Annotated in this window: 20 protein-coding genes; 17 read left to right on the forward strand and 3 right to left on the reverse strand. The window is 59.5% G+C overall.

Annotation, left to right across the window (positions count from 1 at the left end; translation table 11 throughout):
• Nucleotides 1-79: 79 nt before the first annotated feature.
• From BCS37_RS11100 to BCS37_RS11160, 13 genes are all read left to right on the forward strand, one after another.
• Nucleotides 80-304, forward strand: coding sequence for a V-type ATP synthase subunit D (locus tag BCS37_RS11100; RefSeq protein ID WP_069181464.1), 225 nt, complete (start codon nt 80-82; stop codon nt 302-304).
• 32 nt (nt 305-336) lie between these two features.
• Nucleotides 337-612, forward strand: a complete 276-nt coding sequence (locus BCS37_RS11105; RefSeq protein WP_006696457.1) for a hypothetical protein — start codon at nt 337-339, stop codon at nt 610-612.
• Between the two features lie 424 nt (nt 613-1,036).
• The gene (locus tag BCS37_RS11110) at nt 1,037-1,720 is read left to right on the forward strand and encodes a hypothetical protein (RefSeq protein ID WP_069181465.1); all 684 of its coding nucleotides are present in this window, start codon (nt 1,037-1,039) and stop codon (nt 1,718-1,720) included.
• A gap of 263 nt (nt 1,721-1,983) precedes the next feature.
• Nucleotides 1,984-2,649 (forward strand): D-sedoheptulose-7-phosphate isomerase, encoded by a 666-nt coding sequence (locus tag BCS37_RS11115; RefSeq protein WP_069181466.1) that lies wholly within the window; start codon nt 1,984-1,986, stop codon nt 2,647-2,649.
• Nucleotides 2,650-2,753: 104 nt separating this feature from the next.
• A complete protein-coding gene (locus tag BCS37_RS11120; RefSeq protein ID WP_069181467.1) occupies nt 2,754-4,262 on the forward strand; it encodes a phosphoglucomutase in 1,509 nt (502 codons plus the stop codon).
• A 204-nt stretch (nt 4,263-4,466) separates the two neighbouring features.
• Nucleotides 4,467-5,405 carry a sugar-binding transcriptional regulator gene (locus tag BCS37_RS11125; RefSeq protein ID WP_069181468.1) on the forward strand — a complete coding sequence of 313 codons (939 nt, stop codon included), beginning with the start codon at nt 4,467-4,469 and terminating at the stop codon, nt 5,403-5,405.
• Between the two features lie 17 nt (nt 5,406-5,422).
• Nucleotides 5,423-5,815, forward strand: coding sequence for a transcriptional regulator GutM (locus BCS37_RS11130; protein WP_069181603.1), 393 nt, complete (start codon nt 5,423-5,425; stop codon nt 5,813-5,815).
• Between the two features lie 41 nt (nt 5,816-5,856).
• Nucleotides 5,857-6,411: a PTS glucitol/sorbitol transporter subunit IIC gene (gene srlA / locus BCS37_RS11135; protein ID WP_069181469.1), complete on the forward strand. Its 555-nt coding sequence runs from the start codon at nt 5,857-5,859 to the stop codon at nt 6,409-6,411.
• Between the two features lie 24 nt (nt 6,412-6,435).
• Complete coding sequence (srlE, locus tag BCS37_RS11140; RefSeq protein ID WP_069181470.1) at nt 6,436-7,431, forward strand: PTS glucitol/sorbitol transporter subunit IIB; 996 nt, start codon at nt 6,436-6,438, stop codon at nt 7,429-7,431.
• 39 nt (nt 7,432-7,470) lie between these two features.
• Nucleotides 7,471-8,280, forward strand: a complete 810-nt coding sequence (locus BCS37_RS11145) for an SDR family oxidoreductase (protein ID WP_069181471.1) — start codon at nt 7,471-7,473, stop codon at nt 8,278-8,280.
• 43 nt (nt 8,281-8,323) lie between these two features.
• Nucleotides 8,324-8,695, forward strand: a complete 372-nt coding sequence (locus BCS37_RS11150; RefSeq protein ID WP_069181472.1) for a PTS glucitol/sorbitol transporter subunit IIA — start codon at nt 8,324-8,326, stop codon at nt 8,693-8,695.
• A 245-nt stretch (nt 8,696-8,940) separates the two neighbouring features.
• Nucleotides 8,941-10,680: a sensor domain-containing diguanylate cyclase gene (locus tag BCS37_RS11155; protein WP_069181473.1), complete on the forward strand. Its 1,740-nt coding sequence runs from the start codon at nt 8,941-8,943 to the stop codon at nt 10,678-10,680.
• Between the two features lie 242 nt (nt 10,681-10,922).
• Complete coding sequence (locus BCS37_RS11160; protein WP_069181474.1) at nt 10,923-12,647, forward strand: GGDEF domain-containing protein; 1,725 nt, start codon at nt 10,923-10,925, stop codon at nt 12,645-12,647.
• 370 nt (nt 12,648-13,017) lie between these two features.
• Here the strand turns inward: BCS37_RS11160 and BCS37_RS11170 are convergent, their stop codons facing one another.
• Genes BCS37_RS11170 through BCS37_RS11180 form a run of 3 tightly spaced genes read right to left on the reverse strand, consistent with a single transcriptional unit; the run spans nt 13,018 to nt 18,151 of the window.
• Nucleotides 13,018-15,138: a hypothetical protein gene (locus tag BCS37_RS11170; RefSeq protein WP_069181476.1), complete on the reverse strand. Its 2,121-nt coding sequence runs from the start codon at nt 15,136-15,138 to the stop codon at nt 13,018-13,020.
• Between the two features lie 24 nt (nt 15,139-15,162).
• A complete protein-coding gene (locus BCS37_RS11175; RefSeq protein WP_069181477.1) occupies nt 15,163-17,187 on the reverse strand; it encodes an autotransporter outer membrane beta-barrel domain-containing protein in 2,025 nt (674 codons plus the stop codon).
• Between the two features lies 1 nt (nt 17,188).
• Nucleotides 17,189-18,151 carry a glycosyltransferase family 8 protein gene (locus tag BCS37_RS11180; protein WP_069181478.1) on the reverse strand — a complete coding sequence of 321 codons (963 nt, stop codon included), beginning with the start codon at nt 18,149-18,151 and terminating at the stop codon, nt 17,189-17,191.
• Between the two features lie 212 nt (nt 18,152-18,363).
• Between BCS37_RS11180 and BCS37_RS11185 the strand changes: the two genes are divergently transcribed.
• The 4 genes from BCS37_RS11185 (at nt 18,364) to BCS37_RS11200 (ending at nt 22,019) form a co-directional block, all read left to right on the forward strand.
• Nucleotides 18,364-19,092, forward strand: a complete 729-nt coding sequence (locus tag BCS37_RS11185) for a LytR/AlgR family response regulator transcription factor (RefSeq protein ID WP_069181479.1) — start codon at nt 18,364-18,366, stop codon at nt 19,090-19,092.
• Nucleotides 19,093-19,102: 10 nt separating this feature from the next.
• The gene (locus tag BCS37_RS11190; protein ID WP_069181480.1) at nt 19,103-20,503 is read left to right on the forward strand and encodes an ATP-binding protein; all 1,401 of its coding nucleotides are present in this window, start codon (nt 19,103-19,105) and stop codon (nt 20,501-20,503) included.
• A complete protein-coding gene (locus BCS37_RS11195; RefSeq protein ID WP_069181481.1) occupies nt 20,500-21,366 on the forward strand; it encodes a beta-carotene 15,15'-monooxygenase in 867 nt (288 codons plus the stop codon). The genes BCS37_RS11190 and BCS37_RS11195 overlap by 4 nt, the downstream gene beginning before the upstream one ends.
• A 161-nt stretch (nt 21,367-21,527) precedes the next feature.
• Entirely contained in the window at nt 21,528-22,019 is a 492-nt protein-coding gene (locus BCS37_RS11200; RefSeq protein WP_069181482.1) for a DUF805 domain-containing protein, read from the forward strand.

The raw sequence follows: 22,019 nt of genomic DNA on the forward strand, positions 1-22,019 counted from the left end.
TCATTATACCATAGGTTGATAGGCAAATGTAGACAATTTTTCCCAAAACTGCTACAATACGACAGAGGGAGGAAGCGCCATGTCTGATCTGAATGATGCCATACGGCGTACGGAGTCGGCGGTGCGCGCCCTCGATGCTCGGATGCAGTGCGCCATAGGCGATCTCGACTACGAAAGCTGCCTTCACGAGAAGCGTGCTCTCACCGCTGCCCTCCTCGCCCTGCGAAAACAGCGCGGGAACACAGCCTCTGCGGAAGCATTCAGTCAAAATTCAGCATCACTGGATAGTATAAAAGACAAATAGTCAGATTCTCGGTAAAACGAAAGGAAAATACAATGTCACAACGCATGACCATGGATGAAGTCCTCAAAGAATACGGCGTGCCGCAGCTGCGCCTCGATGTGCACGCGACGCGCACCGACCTCCTGAAGCTCCGCGAGAAGCTCATGGCGATCCGCGACCTCTCCGACGGACGCGAGCAGGGCTATCTCGACATCGAGTGCAAGCTCTACATCGACGTGGACGACATCGACCGCTATCTCTCGGGCGAGCTCGACACCGTCGGCGAGATCTACGCCTTCCCCGAGGATGTAAAGTCCTATCGGGAGTAAGGCATCCTCGCGTGCTCCTCGCAGAACGCCTCGTTACGCAAGCGGTCGTGTGCTCGTCCGCGAGGGGAATCACGGACGCATTCAGTTATCCATCTTGGCACATCTTTTTCGCCCTCTCTGTGTCGATAAATCCTCAGCATAGCCACTGCTATGCTTCCGGTTTATCTCCTTGATAGGACGGAAAATCTGCACCAATCTGAACAACATCATTGCGTTCGTGATTCCCCAATACCTGCGGATTTCAAACGCGCTTCGCTTGAACGGTCAAAATCCGCAGGGGGCGGGTCGCACACTTTTTCCCGCTTGCTCCACTAGGGTTTGCTACGGAGCACCGCTCGTCAAGGTATTAATTTGCGTTTTTCAATTCGGTTACGAATACCGGGGCTATCCCCGTATCGAATGATATATTAAAGGAGAACATCGAATGAACCTAAAGAAACTTATCGCTGCGGCGATGGTCGGCTCGCTGACCTTTACCGCCCCCCTCATCCTCCCGCAGACCGTGCAGAGCACCCTCGGCGCGCAGGCCGAGGCGGCAAAGGGCGGTGCGCGCATCGCACCGAAGTCTGCGCCCGCGCCGAAGGCGGCACCGAGCACCCAGAGCGGCAGCCAGAGCAAATCTGTCTCCGGCAACGGCGCGGGCTACGCTCCCTCCAAGAGCGTAAATCAGCTCGACAAGAACGCGCCCGCCGCAGGCGCAAAGGCGAATACACCGAATGCCGCAGGAGCGGCACAGAAGGGCACAGGCTGGGGCAACACCCTGCGGAACATCGGCCTCCTCGCGGGCGGCATGATGCTCGGCGGACTGCTTGCCTCCATGTTCGGCATGGGCGGCGGCTTCCTCGCCGACATCCTCGGTGTCCTTGCGAACGTCGCGATCGCCGTGGTCGCCTTCATGGCAATCCGCTGGCTCTGGAACCGTTTCCGCGGCCGCAAGGAGGAGAACGTCTACCAGCGTGCGGCACGTCCGCAGCAGGCGGCAGCACCGCAGCCACCCATCACGGACATACGTCCGCAGGGCGCACCCGCATCCTACACAGCGCCCGTACACACGGGTCTCGCCGGTGACAGCCCGCGTGCGATTGCCGACCACTACCGCAGCCGGTAGCAGCAAAGACATAAACGCCCTGCAGATATGCATCTGCGGGGCGTTTTCATTACTTTTCTGACGTCTCATCACCATCACCGCTTCACATCTGCGTCCTCAGAAAACAATAAAAACAAATTCCATAAAATAGCTATAAATAACTATAAATTTAAACAAATACCGTTCTCCTTTCCCATATTTATCACCGTTTTCCCCTTGAAAAAGCCGTTCATATCATCCATAATAAAAGAAATACAAACACCAGCCACAAAGGAGCAACAAAAATGAAAGATTCTTCCTGCGCCGCCGTAGACACGCTCATCGCGCGCTATCCCGCGCTCGAGGTCTGCGGCACAGATATCCGCGCCGCGATTGAGGCACTCGTGACGAGCTGCCGTACGGGCGGCAAGCTGATCGTCTGCGGCAACGGCGGCAGTGCATCGGATGCGGAGCACATCGTCGGCGAGCTGATGAAGGGCTTTCTCCTGCCGCGCCACCTCGACGAGGATCTGATTGAGAAGCTGCACGAGGCATGCGACGCGACCGATCCAAAGACCGTCGACTACTTTATGCAGAACCTGCAGGGCGCACTCCCCGCGATCTCGCTGCCCTCGCAGCTCGCGATCAGCACGGCGTTCTCGAACGATCAGGCACCCGACCTCACCTTTGCACAGCAGGTCTTGGGACTTGGAAAGCCCGAGGATGTCCTGCTCGGCATCACGACCTCGGGCAACTCGAAAAACGTGCTCTACGCCTTCCGCATGGCGAAGGCACTGGGGCTCACGACGATCGCACTCACGGGCGCATCGGGCGGCAAATGCGTCATGGGCGGCTACGCCGACATTGTGATCAAGGCACCCGCCGAGGAGACATATATGATACAGGAGTACCACCTCCCGATCTACCATACCCTCTGCATCGCCCTCGAGGAGGAGTTCTTCGGTGCATAGTGATCTGCGAATCGTGCGTGCCGTGTGATGCTCCGAAGCGAACCCCCAGCAGAGCCTGCACGGTACGAAAGCATAACGCCAAAATAATCAAAGGAGGAATCCCAATGCCATTGACGCACGATGATTTCAAGAAGCTCGCGAACGGCAGCGACATCCGCGGTGTCGCCGTCCCGGGAGTCGAAGGCGAGCCCGTCACCCTCACCCCCGAGGCGGCAAACCGCATTGCAAAGGGCTTTGTTCGTCTCCTCACGGAGAAGACCGGCAAGAAGCCCGCCGAGCTGCAGATCGCTGTCGGCCACGACTCGCGCATCTCCGCACTCGCCATCAAGGACTGCGTCCTCACGGGGCTCACACACACGGGCGCACACGGCATTGACTGCGTGCTCGCCTCCACGCCCGCCATGTTCATGGCGACCATCTTCGAGGACACAGCGGCGGACGGCTCCATCATGATCACGGCGAGCCACCTCCCCTACAACCGCAACGGACTGAAATTCTTCACCGCCGAGGGCGGCGCAGACAAGGCCGACATCCAGAAGATCCTCGCCTACGCTGCCGAGGCGGAGGAGGCACACGGCAGCCTCGACAACGTGCTGAAATTCGACCTCATCGGCCGCTACAGCGATCACCTTGTCGGCAAAATCCGCACAGCACTCGGCGGCGCAGAAAAGCCGCTCGCGGGCATGCGGATCGTCGTCGATGCGGGCAACGGCGCGGGCGGCTTCTTTGCAGGACGCATCCTCACGCCGCTCGGCGCGGACACCTCGGGCAGCCAGTTCCTTGACCCCGACGGACACTTCCCGAACCACATTCCGAACCCCGAGGACCCAGAAGCCATGCGTGCGATCAAGGAGGCCGTCATCGAGAACGATGCCGACCTCGGGCTCATCTTCGACACCGACGTCGACCGCATGAGCGCTGTCCTCGCGGACGGCACCGATGTCAGCCGCAACGCCCTGATCGCCATGATGGCAGCCATCCTCGCACCGGACTACCCCGGCTCGACCATCATCACAGACTCTGTGACCTCGGACGGGCTGCATGACTTCCTCGAACATGACCTGCATCTGAAGCACCTGCGCTACATGCGCGGCTACAAGAACGTCATCAACGAGTGCATCCGCCGCAACGAGGCGGGCGAGGTTTCCCCCCTCGCCATTGAGACCTCGGGGCACGGGGCACTCAGCGAGAACTACTACCTCGACGACGGTGCCTATCTCGCCGTCAAGCTCCTCATCGCGGCGGCAAAGGCACGTGCGGAGGGGAGAACCCTCGACGATCTCATCGCAAACCTCCGCCACCCCGCTGAGGCACGCGAGATCCGCATCAAGATCCTCGGCCAAAGCGATCCGAAAGCCTACGGGCAGGAGGTGCTTGCCGCATTCGAAGCACGCGCAAAGGCAAAGGGGCTCACGATCGCCAGCCCCTCCTACGAGGGCGTGCGCATCGTGTTTGACGGCGGCTGGGCGCTGCTGCGCATGTCGCTGCACGACCCGAACATGCCGCTCAATATCGAGGCGGATGCCGCAGGCGGTGCGGACGCGATTGAACGCACCGTACGGGAGCTCATCGCGGACTTTGACGCCCTCGACCTCTCCGGATTCCACGCGTAGAAGCTCTATCATCACATACGAGACGATAGTTTCACAAACGTGACAATAAAACTTAAAAATAACGAAAAACCGCTGTGAAATACAGATTTTACGGCGGTTTTTCTTGTCTTATTTTCAGCTTCGCGCTATATTCAGCTTGTCAGGACGACAATAGCGCTAGCCCTTCACAAATGTGAAGATGAATTCTCCTAGGAGGAAAACAATATGCAGGCCGTGGATAAACGAATCCTGATCAAGGCGGCAAACCTCTACTATACAGATGGTTTGAAGCAGAGCGAGATCGCCGCACGCCTCGGTGTCGACCGCACAACGGTGAGCAAGTATCTCAAGCGGGCACTTGCGGCGGGCATTGTCCGCATCACCGTCGAGACGGACAGCAACGAGGAACTTGAAAGCGCACTTGAGCGTCGCTTCGGACTTCGAGAGGCATACGTCGTCGCCCGCAGCATCGACCTCGCGCAGGTCAAGAGCCGCATGGCACAGGCGGGGCTGAGTCTCCTGCGGCGCATTGTGACCGACGGGCAGACCATCGGCCTTGCATGGGGGACGAGCATCCGCGAGCTGACGCGCTATGCGGCGGCGGAGCGGCTGCACCCGATCGACGCGGACTTTGTTCCGCTCGACGGCGGCCCTGAGAGCGTCGACAGCGATCTCCATGTGAACACGCTCTGCTATGAACTCGCGAATGCGTTCGGCGGACGCAGTCACTACATCTACGCGCCTGCAATTGCCCGTACGGCGGAGATTGCAGCAGCGATCCGCCAAGATGTGAACTTCGAGCAGATCATGCAGTTCTGGGAGAAGCTTGACATCGGCATCGTCGGCATCGGTGCACCCGTAAAGTCCTCGAATCTCGTCTGGATGGGCAGCTTCGGCAGAGAGGCGATTGAGAGCCTGCTGCGGGAGCGTGTGGTCGGCGAGATCTGCTCCATGTTCTACGACATCCAAGGAAAACCCGTCACCACAGAGTTCCATGACCGCATCATCGCCGTCGAGCTCGAACGCCTCCGTGCACTCGACTACAGCATCGGCATGGCGGCATCGCGCGAGAAGGTGCCTGCGATCCTCGGAGCACTGCGCGGACATTTCATCAACGTCCTCATCACGGATGAGGAGACTGCAAAGATTTTATTGAACGAATGACGAAAGGAACGATCCCTATGCTCTGGCTTGCTCTGATTGCCGTACTCATGTGGGTGCTCCAACTTGTCCTGAGCATCCTGCAGTTTCAGCGCTTCGCGGCGCATGTAAAGGAGATGCGCCGCGAGGGACGCGTCGCCATCGGCAAGGAAAAAGGGCGTTTCGTCGCAGGGGCAATCGTCCTCTTCGTCATCGACCCCGCATGCAGCATCGTGCGCGGTGAGATCATGAAGGGCGTCACCGTATTTGCGGGCTTTCGTACCTTTGATGATTTCACGGGCAGAAATCTGCTCGATCTCACGGAGGCGGATCTCGTCTCCTATGACCGTCAGACGCGCCGTGCCGTACTCGGTGCACGCGAGGAGTACATCATCTATCAGGAGCAGGGGGAGGCCCTTGCCGGTCACGCATAAATCTGACTTGATTTCGTTTCCACAGGAAAGGAGACACGTTCATGGATACCTTGATTCTCTTTGCCGAGGGCTTCATCGGCATGTTCAATAAGGGCGGCGAAACCCTCATCGGATGGGTCACAGGCATCATCCCGACCCTCGTCTGCCTGCTCGTCGCGATGAATGCGATTGTGCTCTTCGTCGGCAACGAGCGCGTCGAGAAGTTCGCCCACCTCTGTGCGGGCAACCCCATCTCGCGCTATGTCGTACTCCCGTTCATCGGCGTCTTCTTCCTCTGCAATCCGATGGCGCTCTCGCTCGGCAAATTCCTGCCCGAGTACTACAAACCCTCCTACTATGCGGCGGCATCTTCCGCATGCCACACGATGAACGGCATGTTCCCGCATGTCAACCCGGGCGAGATGTTCGTCTTCCTCGGCGTTGCGAACGGCATCACCACACTCGGACTGCCGTACACCGATCTCGCACTGCGCTATCTGCTCGTCGGTCTCATTGTCAACTTCCTGCGCGGCTGGCTGACGGACTTTACGACAGCATATGTGCAGCGTCAACAGGGCGTGCAGCTCAGCAAAGAACCCGCAGTGCTCAAGAGCTAAGGCAATCGGAGAGGAGAACATATCATGAGCGAATACAAGAGCGTCATCGTATCGGCAGGCTCGGGCGGCTTTGGCGGGCCTCTTGCCCTCACGCCGGATGAGAAGCGGAACAAGATCGTCAACATCACGGGCGGCGTGATCTCTGATGTTGCCGTGCGCCTTGGCGAGATGACGGGCGCGGAGGTCGTGGACGGCTTCAAGACCAGCGTCCCCGAGGATGAGATCCTCGCAGCGGTCATCGACTGCGGCGGTACACTGCGCTGCGGCATCTATCCGCAGAAGCGCATCTTCACCATCAACATCAAGCAGACGGGCCCCTCGGGTCCGCTCGCGCAATACATCAAACCCGACATCTACGTCTCGGCAGTCAAGCCCGCAAACATCGCATTCAGCGACGGTACAGCCGCGCCTGCAGCAGCTCCCGCAGCGGCGCAGACGGAGGAAGCAAAGCCGAAGTACGACACCTCGAAGAAGATCACAGAGCAGTCCGGCAGTCTCATGGCAAAGGTCGGACAGATGATGGGCGGCATCGTCGCGACGTTCTATCAGGCGGGGCGCGAGTCCATCAATACGCTTATCACAACGATTCTGCCGTTCATGGCATTTGTCTCCATGCTCATCGGCGTCATCCTCGGCTCGGGCTTCGGCGACTTCGTGGCGCATTTCGTCTCGCCGCTCGCGGCATCTCCGATCGGGCTTGTCATCCTCGCACTGATCTGCTCCTTCCCGCTCCTCTCCCCATTCCTTGGGCCAGGGGCGGTCATCGCGCAGGTCGTCGGCGTGCTCATCGGCGTTGAGATCGGACTCGGGCACATCCCGCCGAACCTCGCGCTCCCCGCAGTCTTTGCGATCAACGTGCAGTGCGCCTGCGACTTCATCCCCGTCGGGCTCGGCCTCGCCGAGGCGGACGCAAAGACTGTCGAGATCGGCGTGCCCGCCGTCCTCTACTCGCGCTTCATGACAGGTCCTCTTGCGGTCATCATCGCGTGGGTTGCGAGCGCGGGACTTTACGAGAACTGAGCTGGTTTGCTGGAAAATCGTGCAGAAGGAGAATAGATTATGAGCTGGTTGCATCTCGAAGGAAAAACGGCCATCGTCACGGGCGGCGCGTCGGGCATCGGCAAGGCGGTCGCGGAGGGCTTTTTGGAGCAGGGAGCGAATGTCGTCGTCTGCGATATGAACCCCGAGGCTCCCACATTTGAAGACAAACGCGGCAAGATGCTCTATATTGTCACCGATGTGACGAAGCGGGCGAGCGTCGAGGCAATGGTGGAGAAGGCAAAGAAACGGTTCGGCAGCATCGACATTCTCGTCAACAACGCCGGCATCAACATCCCGCGCCTCCTCGTCGACCCGAAGGATCCGCACGGAAAATACGAACTGGACGACAGCGTATTCGAGAAGGTCACGGCGGTCAACCTGAAGGGTGTCTACCTCTGCGCACAGGCAGTCGGACGCGAACTCGTCGCGCAGGGACACGGCGTACTCATCAACATGAGCTCCGAGAGCGGCATCGAGGGCTCCGAGGGGCAGAGCATCTACGCCGCGACAAAGAACGCCGTCAACTCCTTCACACGCTCGTGGGCGAAGGAGTTCGGCAAGTACGGCGTGCGCGTCATCGGCGTTGCGCCCGGCATTCTCGAAGCGACGGGGCTGCGTACCCTTGCCTATGAGGAAGCACTCGCCTACACGCGCGGCATCACGGTCGACGATCTGCGCAAGGGCTATGCAAGCACGAAGACCACACCGCTCGGACGCAGCGGCAAGCTCTCCGAGGTTGCCGACCTCGTCGTTTACCTCGCCTCCGACCGTGCCTCCTACATCCACGGCGTCACCTACAACGTCGCGGGCGGCAAGACGCGCGGCTGAGATTGACAGGAACGGAACATTTCATACAGCAGGAGGATACAGCATGAAATACCACTGCGAAATCACGAGTTGGGGCGATGAGGCGCTCCTCTTCCTCGACAATCCGGAGACCAACTTCATCATTATCTTCAACAACAATGCGCCGGCAGAGCTGGCATCGTTCTCCGTCCTTCACACGCCGGGAAACTATAATGCAGATCCCGCCGTCGGCGATACGATGGTGGTCTGCGACAAGGCGTTCACGATTACGGCGATCGGCGACGAGGCACTCGATACGCTCAGGGAGATGGGGCACTGCACGCTTTCGTTCAAGGGCGGTGATACGGCGGAGCGCCCGGGCTGTATCATGCTGCAGGGCGACGCACCGCTCGTGAAGGACGATATCCAGGCGGGCATGACAATCGAGGTCTATTAAGGACGCTTATCTCGGGGCTGCTGCACAACGCGCAAAACGCCGTGCAGCAGCCCCGTTCTTGTGCCATTTTGCCGCTTCGCAGTCTTTCTTCTCCGTCAAACGGGGACGACTGCGTTACTATTTATCAGCGGCTCCCTTACTTTTCCGCCGCGTCTATGATATAATATATTTCATCATATCATAGGCTCACTTCATGAGGGGACAGCCCTCCTATGAAGCGGCACCGATGGGAGAAGAACAGGGATATGTCAAAGCTCCTCCGCACCCTATGGAGCAATCGGTTCACGCTGCTGAGCGGCGTCGTGATTGCCGTCATGGCTGCCGTCTGCTGGCAGTCGCTTTCGAATGCGCCGTATTCTCAACTGCGGCCCGAATACGCTGTCCTCGACGGCAATCCGGAGTACAAGGACATCATCGGATTCGACCCCGACCGTTTTGACTGGCAGCCCTATGACTATCCCGCGCTGCCCCCGATCCCGCAGGGCACAAAGACGGTCTATCTCAGATGGAAGCTCCCGGAGACGATACCGCTCTTTGTCAACCACATCCTCTTTACGACGACGAATCAGGATGCCTACGTCTACCTCGGCAATGAGCTCATCTATATGCACGGCAACTGGGACGATCTGACCGATACGCACGGACGGACGCTCCACTTCCTCCACATCAACGAGAGTCTCGCGGGCAAACAGCTCACGATCATGCTGCACACGGGCTATGCGAACTGGCTCGGCAGCATCGACTACTTCTTCATCGACAGTGAGCGCTCCCTCATCCGCAAGATCAGCCTCACGGACGCCATCTACATCGCCAGCCTCTCCATCGCGCTCTCGCTCATCGTCTTCCTCGTCATGGACCTCGTCTGGCGCGGCATCGACCGGCGGCGAACGATGCAGCTCTACCTCATCGCCTTCCTCGTAAGCTTCATCCTGTGGACGACGGGCACCTCGTCATTCTTCTCACGCATGCTCGGCATGCCGGCTCTCTGGTGGGAGATCCACCTCATGATGCTCTACATCATGCCCATCACCTTTGCCAAGGTCATACAGGAAATCATCGCTCCCGCCTATACGAAACATATACAAAACGCCATCATCATCTATATGACCGTCTTCGTTACGGCAGCCATTACAGAGATCCTCGGGCTCGACGGCTATATGAACCTGCTCTATCTCTTCTACCCCATCCTCCTCGTCAGCTGCCTCGTGCTCATCCATACGCTCCTGCGTTCGGACTGGCAGCAGTATCCCGCGTGCCGCTACGGCAGCGTTGCCATGATCTCTCTCACGATCTTTGTCGGCATTGACGCCCTGCACTTTGAGTACCACCGCCTTGCCGGCATCCTCTCCATGACGATCTTCTCCATCTACGCCGTCATCCCGTTCGTCTTCTTCCTCATCCGCGAGCAGATGCTGACGGACGCACGTCTCGCGCAGCAGAACGAAACCCTGTCGAAGGAGCTGCAGGAGTCACAGGACGAGGCGAGCCGCGATTTCCTCACGGGCGCATACAACCGCCACCAGCTTGCGAACGGCATTGCGAAGTACGCCGCACTCGCCAATACGCGCGGCTTCACCTTCTCGTTTGCCATCTTCGACGTGGATCACTTCAAACAGGTCAACGATACGCGCGGCCATCTCGGCGGTGACAAGGTGCTCAAACAGATCGCGGACACAATTCATGCGTGCATTGACCGCCGCCACATCCTCATCCGCTACGGCGGCGACGAGTTTGTCCTCCTCGCCCTCCACCACGATCTGGGGGAGATGGTCGCGTTCTGCGACATGCTGCGTGAGCGTCTCGCACAGGCGCTCGGCGACGTTACCCTGAGCTTTGGCGTATCGACATGGCACGGCCCGGAGGATACTATGTCCGCACTGATGGAGCGCGGCGACCGCGCCCTCTACCGCTCGAAGGAGAAGGGGCGCAACGCCGTCTCGGGGGAGGACGAATGCGCCGAAACGGAGGGGCCTGCACCAACCTGACCGCAGTGCGGAACGTATTCGGTTTACGTGTCAATTCTTCCCATGAATACAAAATATAGGCGAACCAATGAAAGCCTTTGCTCTCATATGGCTCGCCCTTTTTCGTGTATACATTATTTTTCTTGCTAAAATTCGTATTCTTTTTCATTTTTCCTATTGTTCTATATCTAATAGGATGATATAATCAAGATAAATACCAGTAAACGATCAGATCTGCTCCTCTTCCCAAGGGGGTGCACCCCATGAACAAAATACTCGTGTTTCTGCGGGGGAATGTACTCACCCTGCTCTGTGTATCACTCCTCATCGGAGCGACGATGATCGCGTGGCGTCTCCTCGCGACACCGCTGGATCCCTATATGCGCGCCGAGTACGCCGTCCTGAAGGGGAATCCGGAGTACAAGGACATCATCGGATTTCATGCGGGCAATTTTAACTGGCAGGAGTACGACTACCCTGTACCGCCGCCCTTTCCAAACGATACGACGGCCGTCTACCTCTCGTGGCGCATTCCGCTCTCCGCACGCTTTGCGGGCGACCACATCCTCTTTGCAACGACGAATCAGGATGCCTACGTCTACGTGGACGACGAGCTTGTCTATATGCACGGCGACTGGAGCGACCCCACGGGATCGCGCGGGCGCGCGGTCCACTACGTCCATCTCGATCAGAACCTCGCGGGCAAGCGGCTCACGATCCTGCTGCACTCAGGCTATCCGAACTGGCTCGGCAGCATGGACTACTTTATGCTCGGCTCGTCGCGCCTCTTCCTGCGCAGCCTCAGCCTCGCAGATGCGATCTACATCTCGAGCCTGTCGGTCGCAGCCGCGCTGATCGTCTTTCTCGTCATGGATCTGGCGTGGCGCGGCGCAAAGGCGGGGCGCCGCCGCATACAGCTCTATCTCATCGCCTACCTCGCGAGCTTCATCCTGTGGACAACGGGAAGCTCATCGTTCTTCCCGCGCATCTACGGCATGGCAAATTTCTGGTGGGAGCTCCACCTCGTCATGCTCTACATCATACCCATCATCTGCGCGCGGATCACGCAGGACATTGTCGCGCCGCACTTCATCTCCAAGGTCAGGACGGCAAAGAACATATTCATCGTCCTGCTCGCTGCGGCGACCGTCATGGAGATCATGCAGTTCAACGGCTATATGAACCTGCTCAACCTGCTGTATCCGGTCTTCCTCATCGGCAGCCTCACACTCATCTACACCCTTGTTCGTTCGAGTTGGCAGCAGTATCCCGCCTGCCGCTACGGCACCTTCGCCATGACGGCGATCGTCATCTTCGGCGGCATCGACACGCTGCACTTGGAGTATCATCAGTTCTCCGCCATGCTCTCGACCACCGTGTTCTCGATCTATGCGAGCATTCCGTTCATCTTTCACACGATCCGCGAGCAGATGCTGAAGGATGCCGCGCTCGCACAGGAAAATGAGAATCTTGTGCGCGAGCTTGAGATCTCACAAAACGAGGCGCAGCGGGACTTCCTCACGGGCTGCTACAATCGTCATCAGCTCGGCAGCGGCTTTGCCGAATTCTCCGCGCTCTCCTACGACCGCGGATTCAAATTCTCGTTTGCCATCTTTGACGTGGATCACTTCAAGACCGTCAACGATACGCGCGGGCACCTCGCAGGCGATGCGATCCTCCGCCTCATCGCGGACACCATTCACGAGAAGATCGACCGCCGCCATCTCTTCATCCGCTACGGCGGCGACGAGTTCGTACTCCTCGCCCTGCACTATGACCTCGCGGCGATGGTCGCGTTCTGCGAGCACCTCCGAAGCATCCTCGAGCAGCGCCTCGATGGCGTGACCCTCAGCTTCGGCGTCTCGACGTGGCACGGCAAGAAGGACCGTCTGCGCGCCCTCATCGACCGCGCCGACCGAGCCCTCTACATCTCGAAGGAGAAGGGCCGCAACGCCGTCTCCGCCGAGAACGAGGAGGGTGCAGCGTAGCGGCTCAGCCGCACACCGTATTGGCCGCAGATTTTTCGTCCAATCAAGAAGACCGACCTCAGCATAGTGAGAAACCTATGCTGAGGTCGGGCGACGCAGAGTGGGCGGAAAAGATGCACCAAGACACGATACAGCCCCCAAACCACACTTTTTATATAGACATGGACAGCGCGCCGTTTCCGCAAACGGCGCGCTGTCCATTTGTATTGCCTTCCGATAAAATCGAATTGCACAGCCCGCGTCAATACAGATTTTCGTCCGAACGGGGAGGCAAGCCGAACGCACATCAAGGGCTGTGCGTCCGGTTTGTCTCCTTGACAGGACAAAAAATCTGCACCAATCCGACGAACTTCATTTTATCAGCGATTCCTTAGAATGCCCAGCTGACGTTCGCACCGCCCGTGATGCCGCTGCGCACCCCCTGCCAGCCGGTCAGGCTCAGACCGTAGCTGACGCTGCTCTCCTTCGGCGTAAAGCGACAGCCGAGCTCAAGCATCCCGCTGCCGCCCTTGAGGCTGGGGCTGGGCGTTTCATAGCCCTCGTACGTCGCCGTCGCGTCGCCGCCAAACTCGTATTCCCACGCAAGCCCTGCATAGAACTCGCTGCGCGGCATCAGCTTCTTCGTATAGCGCACGCCGAGACGAACGCGGCTCGATGTCACGGAGCCGAAGTCATACTTCTCGCCTGTGGCGAGGGCGGCACTCGTGCCGCCCTGATGGGAGCAGAAGTACTTTGCATAGCCGTCGAGTGCGGCATCCGTGCCGAGGTCGAATTTTTTGCCGATGCCGATATGTCCCGCGAGGTAGCTGTTCGACGCATCGTAGCTCGTGGACGTGCCGGAGATGCTGCCGCTGTAGTCGCTCTTGATGCGGCCTGCGTGCAGGCTCGCCTCGACATAGCGTTGATCTGCGTCTGCAGCCTTCGCCATAAAGCCGCCGCCGATATAGCTCGACGCGCCGTCGCCATGCGTACCGTCGTCGAGATAGGAATCGTACGAGCCGCGCCCGTATTCGACGAAGGGGCCGTAGGTCAGCTTGCCCGCGCCGATTGCGTCCTGCTTGGCGAAGCCGACGTTCAGGCTCCAGCCCTTCGCGTCCACGTAGGAGCCTGTCTCTATGCGCTCGCCGGAGCCTCCCTGCGCCGCCCAGATCTCGTAGCTGCCGCTCCTGATCGCCGCATTCGACCCGTTTGCCGCCGCAGCGTTCGGCGCAGCCGCCGCAGCCTCGGCGGCAGACATGCCCATCCCCGACAGGAGATCCGCACCGCCGTTCAGCAGGGCGCTTGCCGCCGCTCGCGTCTCGACGAGGGATTTCGTCTGCTCCATCACCGCAGCATCCGTGACGGTCGCGATGAGCTCATCAGTGCTGCGCTTCTGCAGGTCGAACTTGTACCGCAGACTCACGCCCTGCATGCCCGACACGTCGTTGGCAAGCACCGCATCCGTTGTCAGATCGCCGCGGCTGGTCTTCATCAGGCTGACGACATCGCCCTTCTGCAGCGCGCTCCGCTGTCCGGCAACCCCCACGCCGATATGAACCCCGCGGATGTCCTGACCCGAGGGACTGTTAATGGTGAGCATCGTATTGCCGCTGTTTCCCGTCGTCCCTTCCGGCAGATAGAAGTGCAGGTTCTGCACATACTCGAAGCCCCCCACCCGCGTACCGAAATCATGAATGGCAAGCGTGTTGCCCGTGCTATTCGGTCTGCTGCCGCCCACGACGTCGCCGCTCACACGAGTGCCGCGGAGATGGATCGTGTTGTTGTTCGTCGTGCCATACTCGGAGGATCCGCCATAGACGAAATCGACGTTGACGGCTCCTATGTCGACGGTGTTCCCGTCAGCGTTTCCTGATTCATGATTTGGATTATTATTTGGCCCCGCTGCATGGCCGCCATAGACAGCATGCACGTCGCCTCCGGTGATGATCACCGTGTTCCCGTTGGCGTTTCCTGTGCCTTTTGCAGAACCGCCGAGGACACTATTCACTGTGCCGCTTGTGAGGGTCACCCTGTTCCCGTCGGCGCTGCCTGTACCTTCTGCATAGCCGCCATAGACATACCGCGCCGAGCCGCCGTTGATGGTCACCGTATTGCCACGGGCATCTCCGCCAAGGGCGGCGCGTCCGCCGTAGGCCTTGCCGCCGACGAACCCATAGGGGGAAATCCCGCCCCCGTTTTGGATGATGAGACGATTCCCTGTCACGCCGCCGCCCTTATTGTAGCCGCCGTACGCAAGCCCCGCATAGGTCACGCCGTCCACGGTCAGCGTATTTCCCGTGAGGGGGGCGGCGGCGTTCGTGAATCCGGCGGCAACACCGGGGCCAAGCCCTTCATCCGGCACGGAGTGAGCCGCATCCGGCGTCGGATTCCCCGCGTCTATGGTATAGGCATCTGCCGCCTCCGTACAGGCGGCGCCGCCCCAGAGACTCCCCCCGATGGCCAGTGCCGCCGCGAGTGCTAAATACCGTTTTTTTTGCTGTTTTGTAAACATCCTGTCCGCCTCCGATGAATTTTCTTAGAACTCGACGCGCACGCCGAGATTCGCCTTCCACTTCTCGCTGATGGCATCTGCGCCCGCCGTGCGGCTGAGCTCGCCATAGAGATCCGCTCTGCCGACGCGCCGCGCAAAGCCTACGCCGTACTCGAAATAGCTGTCCCGCGCCGAATAGCTGCGGTCAATGGAGGTCGATCCATACGCCGCGCGCATGTGGAGGTCGGCCTTGAACTCATGCAGGAAGCCGAGCTTCAGATAGACGGTACCGCGCTCATCCTCATAGCCGATCTGCGCGCCGATGCGCCCGATGAGGGAGGTGACGGCATCGCTGTCGATGTGTGCGCCCGCCATGCTGCCCGCGCGCATTGTGTAGGAAGCGCCGCCGATATGTCCGTAGTTCAGCTCTGCCTGCGGCGTCCAGTAGAAATGATCGCGCAAGGGCATCCGCCGCCCGTATTCGACGGAGATGTTCCAGCCGTTCACGCCGTAGCCGCCCGTGTACGCCGTGCCGTCAAAGACGGCGGTCGCATCATTCGTCATGCGGCCGTATTTCACGATCGCGTCGATGTAGTCGCCGCGCTTTCCCATGTAGCTGCCGTATGCACCGAAGAAATGCGACCGATAGCTGCCGTCGAGATCGCGGTTGTGTGCGCTGCCGTTCATCATCGAGGCGGCGATGCCCGTAAAGAGGGTGCCGTCCTTCAGCGGGACGGCGCGGTCAATGCCGGCCTGTACGCCGCTGTAGCGCCCCGTCGTGGGGTAGCTGCCGAACTCGTTCCTGCCGCCGTAGCCGCGCACCCATGCGCCGGGCTCCCCGCCCGCACGCAGCGCGCCCATGCGCCGATGGAGATCGTTGTTCTCGCCGCGCCATGCGCTCAGCTGGGCGAGCGCCATATCCATGAGGAGATCGGCGGCGGTCAGGGCAGGGCCGTCGGTTGGCGTCATCGCCCTGCCCGCGATCTTCGTTATATACACGGTCTTCTTGCCGCCCGCCTGCGATTCCGTGGTCGTCGGTCTTACGGTGAAGTCCTGCTGCAGCAGTCCCGCCGCAACGGCTTTCCGCGTTTTGTACTCCGGTGTATCGTATGTATCGTTCGGATTGCTTGACTCGAATATCTTGATCTGCGACGGATGCGAAATCTCATAGTCCGTCTCGGCCGGGAACGCGTTCATCCCCGGATCGTAGGCAACCTGCAGGTGGTAGTGATTGTTCGACGACACGCCGTTCAGTATGACCTGATCCGCGCGGCCATTCGTGAGGTCGGTAGAGATGCGGAAGGTCGCGCCGTTCAGAGACGCTCCCGTATTCGCAAAGGTCAGCGTGCGCTGTCCTGCGGCAGCCGCACGCGGCGTGGTCGGCGCGGCAAACGCCATGTTGATCGCGCCGCCGTTCGCCGAGAGATGGAAGCCGAGCGGCTTGTTCGAATCCGACGACCATGTGCCGCCGTTACGCGTCTGACCAAGATCATTCGGGGCAGCAAGCGCATAACTGTCCGCCTTCGGATACCACGTCGCCCCGTTCGAGAGTACGAGGCGCACGCCGCCGCGCGTGCTCGGCGGATTACCGGTTACATCTTTAATCCCGCCCGCAAAGTAGGAGTCCCTGCCGCTCAGATAGAGATTGACATAGCCGCCTCTCTCAGTGGGGTTATCGGGTCTGCCAACGAGGATATCGCCGTGCAGCTGCACTCTCTTCGTTCCATTCGGATTGACCGTCAGAATCCCCGTCCAGTCCTCCGTACCATCCCCGTGACTGAGCGCCTCAAGGACATTGCCCGACGGATTGATGATCCTGACGTTCCCCGTGAGGGTTGCCGTACGGTTCGCATGGTGTGACGGGGGAGTATCCTGATCGATGCCCTCCACGGTGATCGTTCCGCCCGTTATCTCCACATCACGCGTCTCTGTCGTATCGGCGGTATAGGTCTGGGATGATGTGATGGGCGCAGCGTGTGCCGCTGCGGGCAGGATGCCCATGCCCAGTGTGAGCGCGAGCGCGGTCTGCGCACGCAGGCGCATCTGTTTCTCTTTTGCATTCGGCTTCATTTCAATTCTCCTTATCGGTTTTTCCCATGCTGTGCGTATGCTCCAGATAGAACTCCATCAGCCGCTCCGCCGCCGCGTGAAAATACTGCGCCGCCGCAGGGTAGTCCTCCGCCTGCTCGGCGTGACAGCCCGCGAGGTAGGCGATGCGGGTCTCCCACGGCTCGGACGGCGTAAGGCCGCGCCACGGCGAGTCTCGTACCACCTGCCAATAAGGCTCACGCACGCGCGGGTCGGCATAGCGAATCCACGGTTTCCCCTCGTTGAGGAAATGCCAGATCGTATGCTCCGCCGCAAAGTCCACATCCCACGGCGCAAAGGCATCCATCAGCCGCACATGGTGCTTTTCGAGTACGGCAAAATCCCCGTCCAGAACATAGTTGAGCGCGTCCTGTTCGAGGAGGGGGAACGAGGCACCATGCGTGCGCCACGCATCGAGGACGCGTGCGGTCAGCCGCATGGAGTGCCAGCGCGCGAGGTCGATGAGCATGACGCCCGCATTGAAGTAGTCCGTCCCCCGCATGCCGATGCGCTGTGCCTTGCGTGCGCCGTCGCCCTCACGGGCAGCAGCGAGCGGCGCCGTGCCGAGGTCGTGTGCATAGAGACCGGCGAGCCGCCCGACGCAGAGCGTGTCGGCATCGAGGTAGAGGATCCGCGTCAGCTCCTGCGGTACCAGCTCCGGCATGAGAATCCGCGTGAATACGCTGCGGTTGATCCGCTCATGCGGAATCCCATTGGGAAACGGAATGGCATCGAGTGCCGCGCGTGCGTCATAGATATGGACATCCGTCCTCGGAAAGTCGGCGCGGAATGCCTGCAGCCGCACGATGTCCGCCTCCGCAATCCCGTCGCAGACAAGATGAAAGCCAATCTCCTCCCCCGCATTCTCCGCGGCAATGGAGGTCATGACGATGCCCGCGTATTTTACATAGCCCGTGTCTACACCAAACGCAATTTCATAGGCCATCTTTTTCCTCCGCTTTACTGTTACGAAAGGACTATATTGGATACAGAACGACTTGCTTATGCTATCATTATTTTCTCACATCTAAGAGAAATATCAATGAAGTTGGTTATAAACGACGAAAGTATGTCATGAACGCGAAAGATATCAAATTACACTTGCAATCTTTTTCTTATTTTCATAAAATGTTTTATAAAAAAGGGGGCATATATGCTATGAAGATTGCGGTGCTCGATGACAATCCGAACGATCTGCACACGCTCTGCATGACACTCGACACGATCTGTTCGGATCATATGCCGCGCCCTATGATTCGCGCGTTCACGGATGATAAGAAATTCCTTGCACATATGTCCTCCGCGCGCGCCGACATTGTCTTTCTCGACATCTATCTGGGCGAGCGCACGGGCATCCGTACGGCACAGATTCTGCGCTCCTTCAATACAAACTGCGCGATCATCTTTGTGACGACGAGCCGCGAGCACGCGGTCGAGGCATTCGGCGTGACGGCGGCGCACTATCTCATCAAGCCCGTCACGGAGGCAGGGGTGCGCGAGGCACTGTCGCGCACGCCGTTCTTCAAAAAGGATCGTCCCACCATCACGCTCACGATTGACTATACAGAGGAGCGCGTCCCCATCGAAAACATTCGCTATGTCGATGCGGACGGGCGCCGCTGCTCGTTCCATCTGACGGACGGCACGACACTCTCTCCCTATATGACGCTCGCCCGCGCACGGGAGCTGCTCGATGCCATGCCGATGTTCCTCTCCTGCCACCGCAGTCTGCTGGTCAATATGGACTATATCCATCAGCTGACTGCGGACGGCATTCTGCTGGCGGACGGCACACTCCTGCCGATTGCGACGCGCCGCAGCAGCGAGGTCGAGCACAGCTACCGCGCCTATATGCTGAAGAAGATGCGTGCGGGATTTTCGTCATAGGAGAGGACTCATGCACCCATCGCCGATGATCGAACTCATGCAGTATCCGCTTGCCGTACCGATGGTAACGCTGCTGTATACGGCGGTTCACATTCTGCCCGTCAACCTGATCCGTCTCTACATCTTTCGCCGCTATCTGCGTTTTGCTCCGCTGCCGATCATTGCGGGGCTGCTCCTGCTCACGGGGATCGAGGCCGCCATCCAGATCGAGGCCGTCACGGTATTTTCGCGGCGCATCGCCTTTCCGTTTCTCTTTTTTATCTTCTTCTATCTGCTCGCGATGACGCGCGTGCCGATCGGCAAGCAGATCTGCATTCTCATCCCCCCGGGGCTGTTCTGGTTCGCCATGCAGACGGTGATCTACGCCGTGGAGGATGCCTGTCCGATCTTCGATGTGCCGTTCCTGCTCTCGGGGCTTTGCACGATTGCCTGCCTCCCCATTGCTGTGCCGCTTTTTCTGTACTATGGGCGCACGATCGCCGCACCGCTGCTTGCGGATGATTCCTTTGATGCGGTATGGACGCCGCTCGCATGGCTGGGCATGCTGATTCTGGTGCTCACGATCCTGCTCTCGCCGTTCAATGATCTGCGGACACATACGGCACTCTTTGTTCGTCTGAGCGGGGCGGTCGGCGGTTTCTGCTGCATCGGTCTGGCACTCTATGCCATGAATGCGCGGCTGCGTCAGCGTGCACTGCGCGAACAGGCTGCACGCGAGGCGGAGATGGCGGCGGTCACGCGTCAGAATGCGGCGCGGATGGAGGAAAATGACCGCACGACGCGCACTTTTCGCACGCAGTTCACAGAGATGATTGCTGCGGCGCGGGCGATGCTCGCACAGGGAGACACGGCGGGCATCGAGCGGCTGATGGGCGACGCCGCATCTCTGATCCAAACACGCTGCGCGCCCGTCTGTGCAAATGAGACGGTGAATATTCTCGTCGGCTATTGGCAGCCAATCTTTGAACGGCTCGGCGTTCAGACGGCATACCGCATTGAGGTTGGTGCGGAGAATCCGATTGCCCCGCTCGATCTGACGGCGATCCTCGGCAATCTGCTCCGCAACGCCGCCGAGGCACTGGAACGCGTCGCGCCCGATGCCCCGCGCATCCTGCGTCTCGCACTCGTTCATCAGGGGGACACGCTCTTTCTGACGGCAGACAACAGCTATGACGGAGAGCTGCGTTACGATGCAGAGGAGCATCTGCTCTCGTCCAAGCGCGGCTATACCGAGCGCGGCATCGGTATGGAGAGCATACGCGCGAGTCTGGAGCACTATGGCGGAACAATGGAGATTGCGGCGGAGGGCGAACTCTTTGCTGTCTCGATTGTACTGCAGGCGACGGCGGACAGCGCGGCAAACGGCGCGCCGACGCGGACGGACGGCTGCGAGGAGGGCGGCAGATCATGACCGACACAGAGATTCGGCTGCTGCATACACTCGTGTGTGCCCCGCCCTTTGACCTGCTCGTTTTCTATGTCTTTCGTGAGCGGCTGCGTTTTGCGCGGAGCTGCGTCCTCGTCGGCTATATGCTTCTCCTCGTACTGACACAGTGCATACAGATGACGGCCGGGCTTGACATGTCGCTGACTGCCCTCCTGTGCCGTCCGCTCGCCGTACTCTATATGACGGCGACGATTCATGACCGCCCGCTGCGCGTGCTCTCGATCGCCCTGCTCGTCTATCCGCTGCTGATGCTTGCGGGGACGATTGGTGCGGCGGCGGAGCATTTCTTCGGCGCAGGACTGCCGCCGGGACTGTGGAAATGTCTGCTCGTCCCCATGATGTTCCTCCTCGTCCTGCCCGCCGCGCTGCATACGATCCGTCACCTGCTCATGCCGATGCTGTCCGTTGATGATCGGCGGCTCTGGCTCTATCTCTGCGGCTATGAGGTGATTCTCGTCGCGCTCGCGGTCGCTGCGGATCCATCGGGCACATCGGTGCAGCCGACGATCATCGCTGCGCGGCTGCTGCTCCCGCTCGCCCTCATCCAATACCTGCGCGTATCGAACCTCCTCGTACGCTATACGGAGGAGGGCAACGCACTCCACACACGGCAGCTCCATGAGCAGATGATTCGCAGCAGAGAGGAGGCGCGTTATCAAACGATGCTCGCCCTATGGCGCAGCTCGCGCCGTATGCGTCACGATCTCAGACACCATATGATGGTGGTCGCGCAGCTCGCGCATGAGGGCAGCCGCGCACGGCTTGCCGCGTATCTGGACAATCTCACGGAGCAGTTCTCCGCGCAGAAGGCAGAGAAACACAGGTAAAGACAGAAAATGACGGATACTTGTGGGAACGTTATAGCATATCAAACGATACAGCAGTCTTGGTGCCCCAAACCCTATCATCTATAACCCTTTATTTTGCCAATCCTTTCGTGATATGCTACAATGAGGACGTTTTCATAATATATAGTAAGGAGAATCAAATGCACCAAATCGACAACGGCATCAAGGAGAACTTCTTTCGATGGGACGGGCGGCTGAACCGTCTGCGCTTCCTCAAGCGTCTCCTCGCGCTCACAGGGATCGGCATCGGCCTCTACATCCTCATGGGAATCCTCCTCGTCACCTCCACGGATACGTTGATGCATCCGGATGAGAATACGGTCATGGGAATCTACGGGCTCTTCACCCTGCTCAGCATTCCCATCACCGTCTCAAGCTATATGCTGATGATCCGCCGCCTGCACGACATCGGGCTCTCGGGCTTCTTCGTCCTGTTCGCCCTCGTCCCGATCGTCAGCCTCGGATTTCTGCTCTACATCCTCTTCAAAATGGGGACGGCGGGCGACAACGCCTACGGTGCCGACCCGCTCGGCGCTGCGGCTGCCGCGCCGGAACCCGAGAATCCATATGCACGCAGGGCGTATACGGACGCTCCGACGGATATCCAGCCGCCCAAAGATCCGCAGAACTGA

The organism is Selenomonas sp. oral taxon 920 (genome assembly GCF_001717585.1).
GTDB lineage: Bacteria > Bacillota > Negativicutes > Selenomonadales > Selenomonadaceae > Centipeda.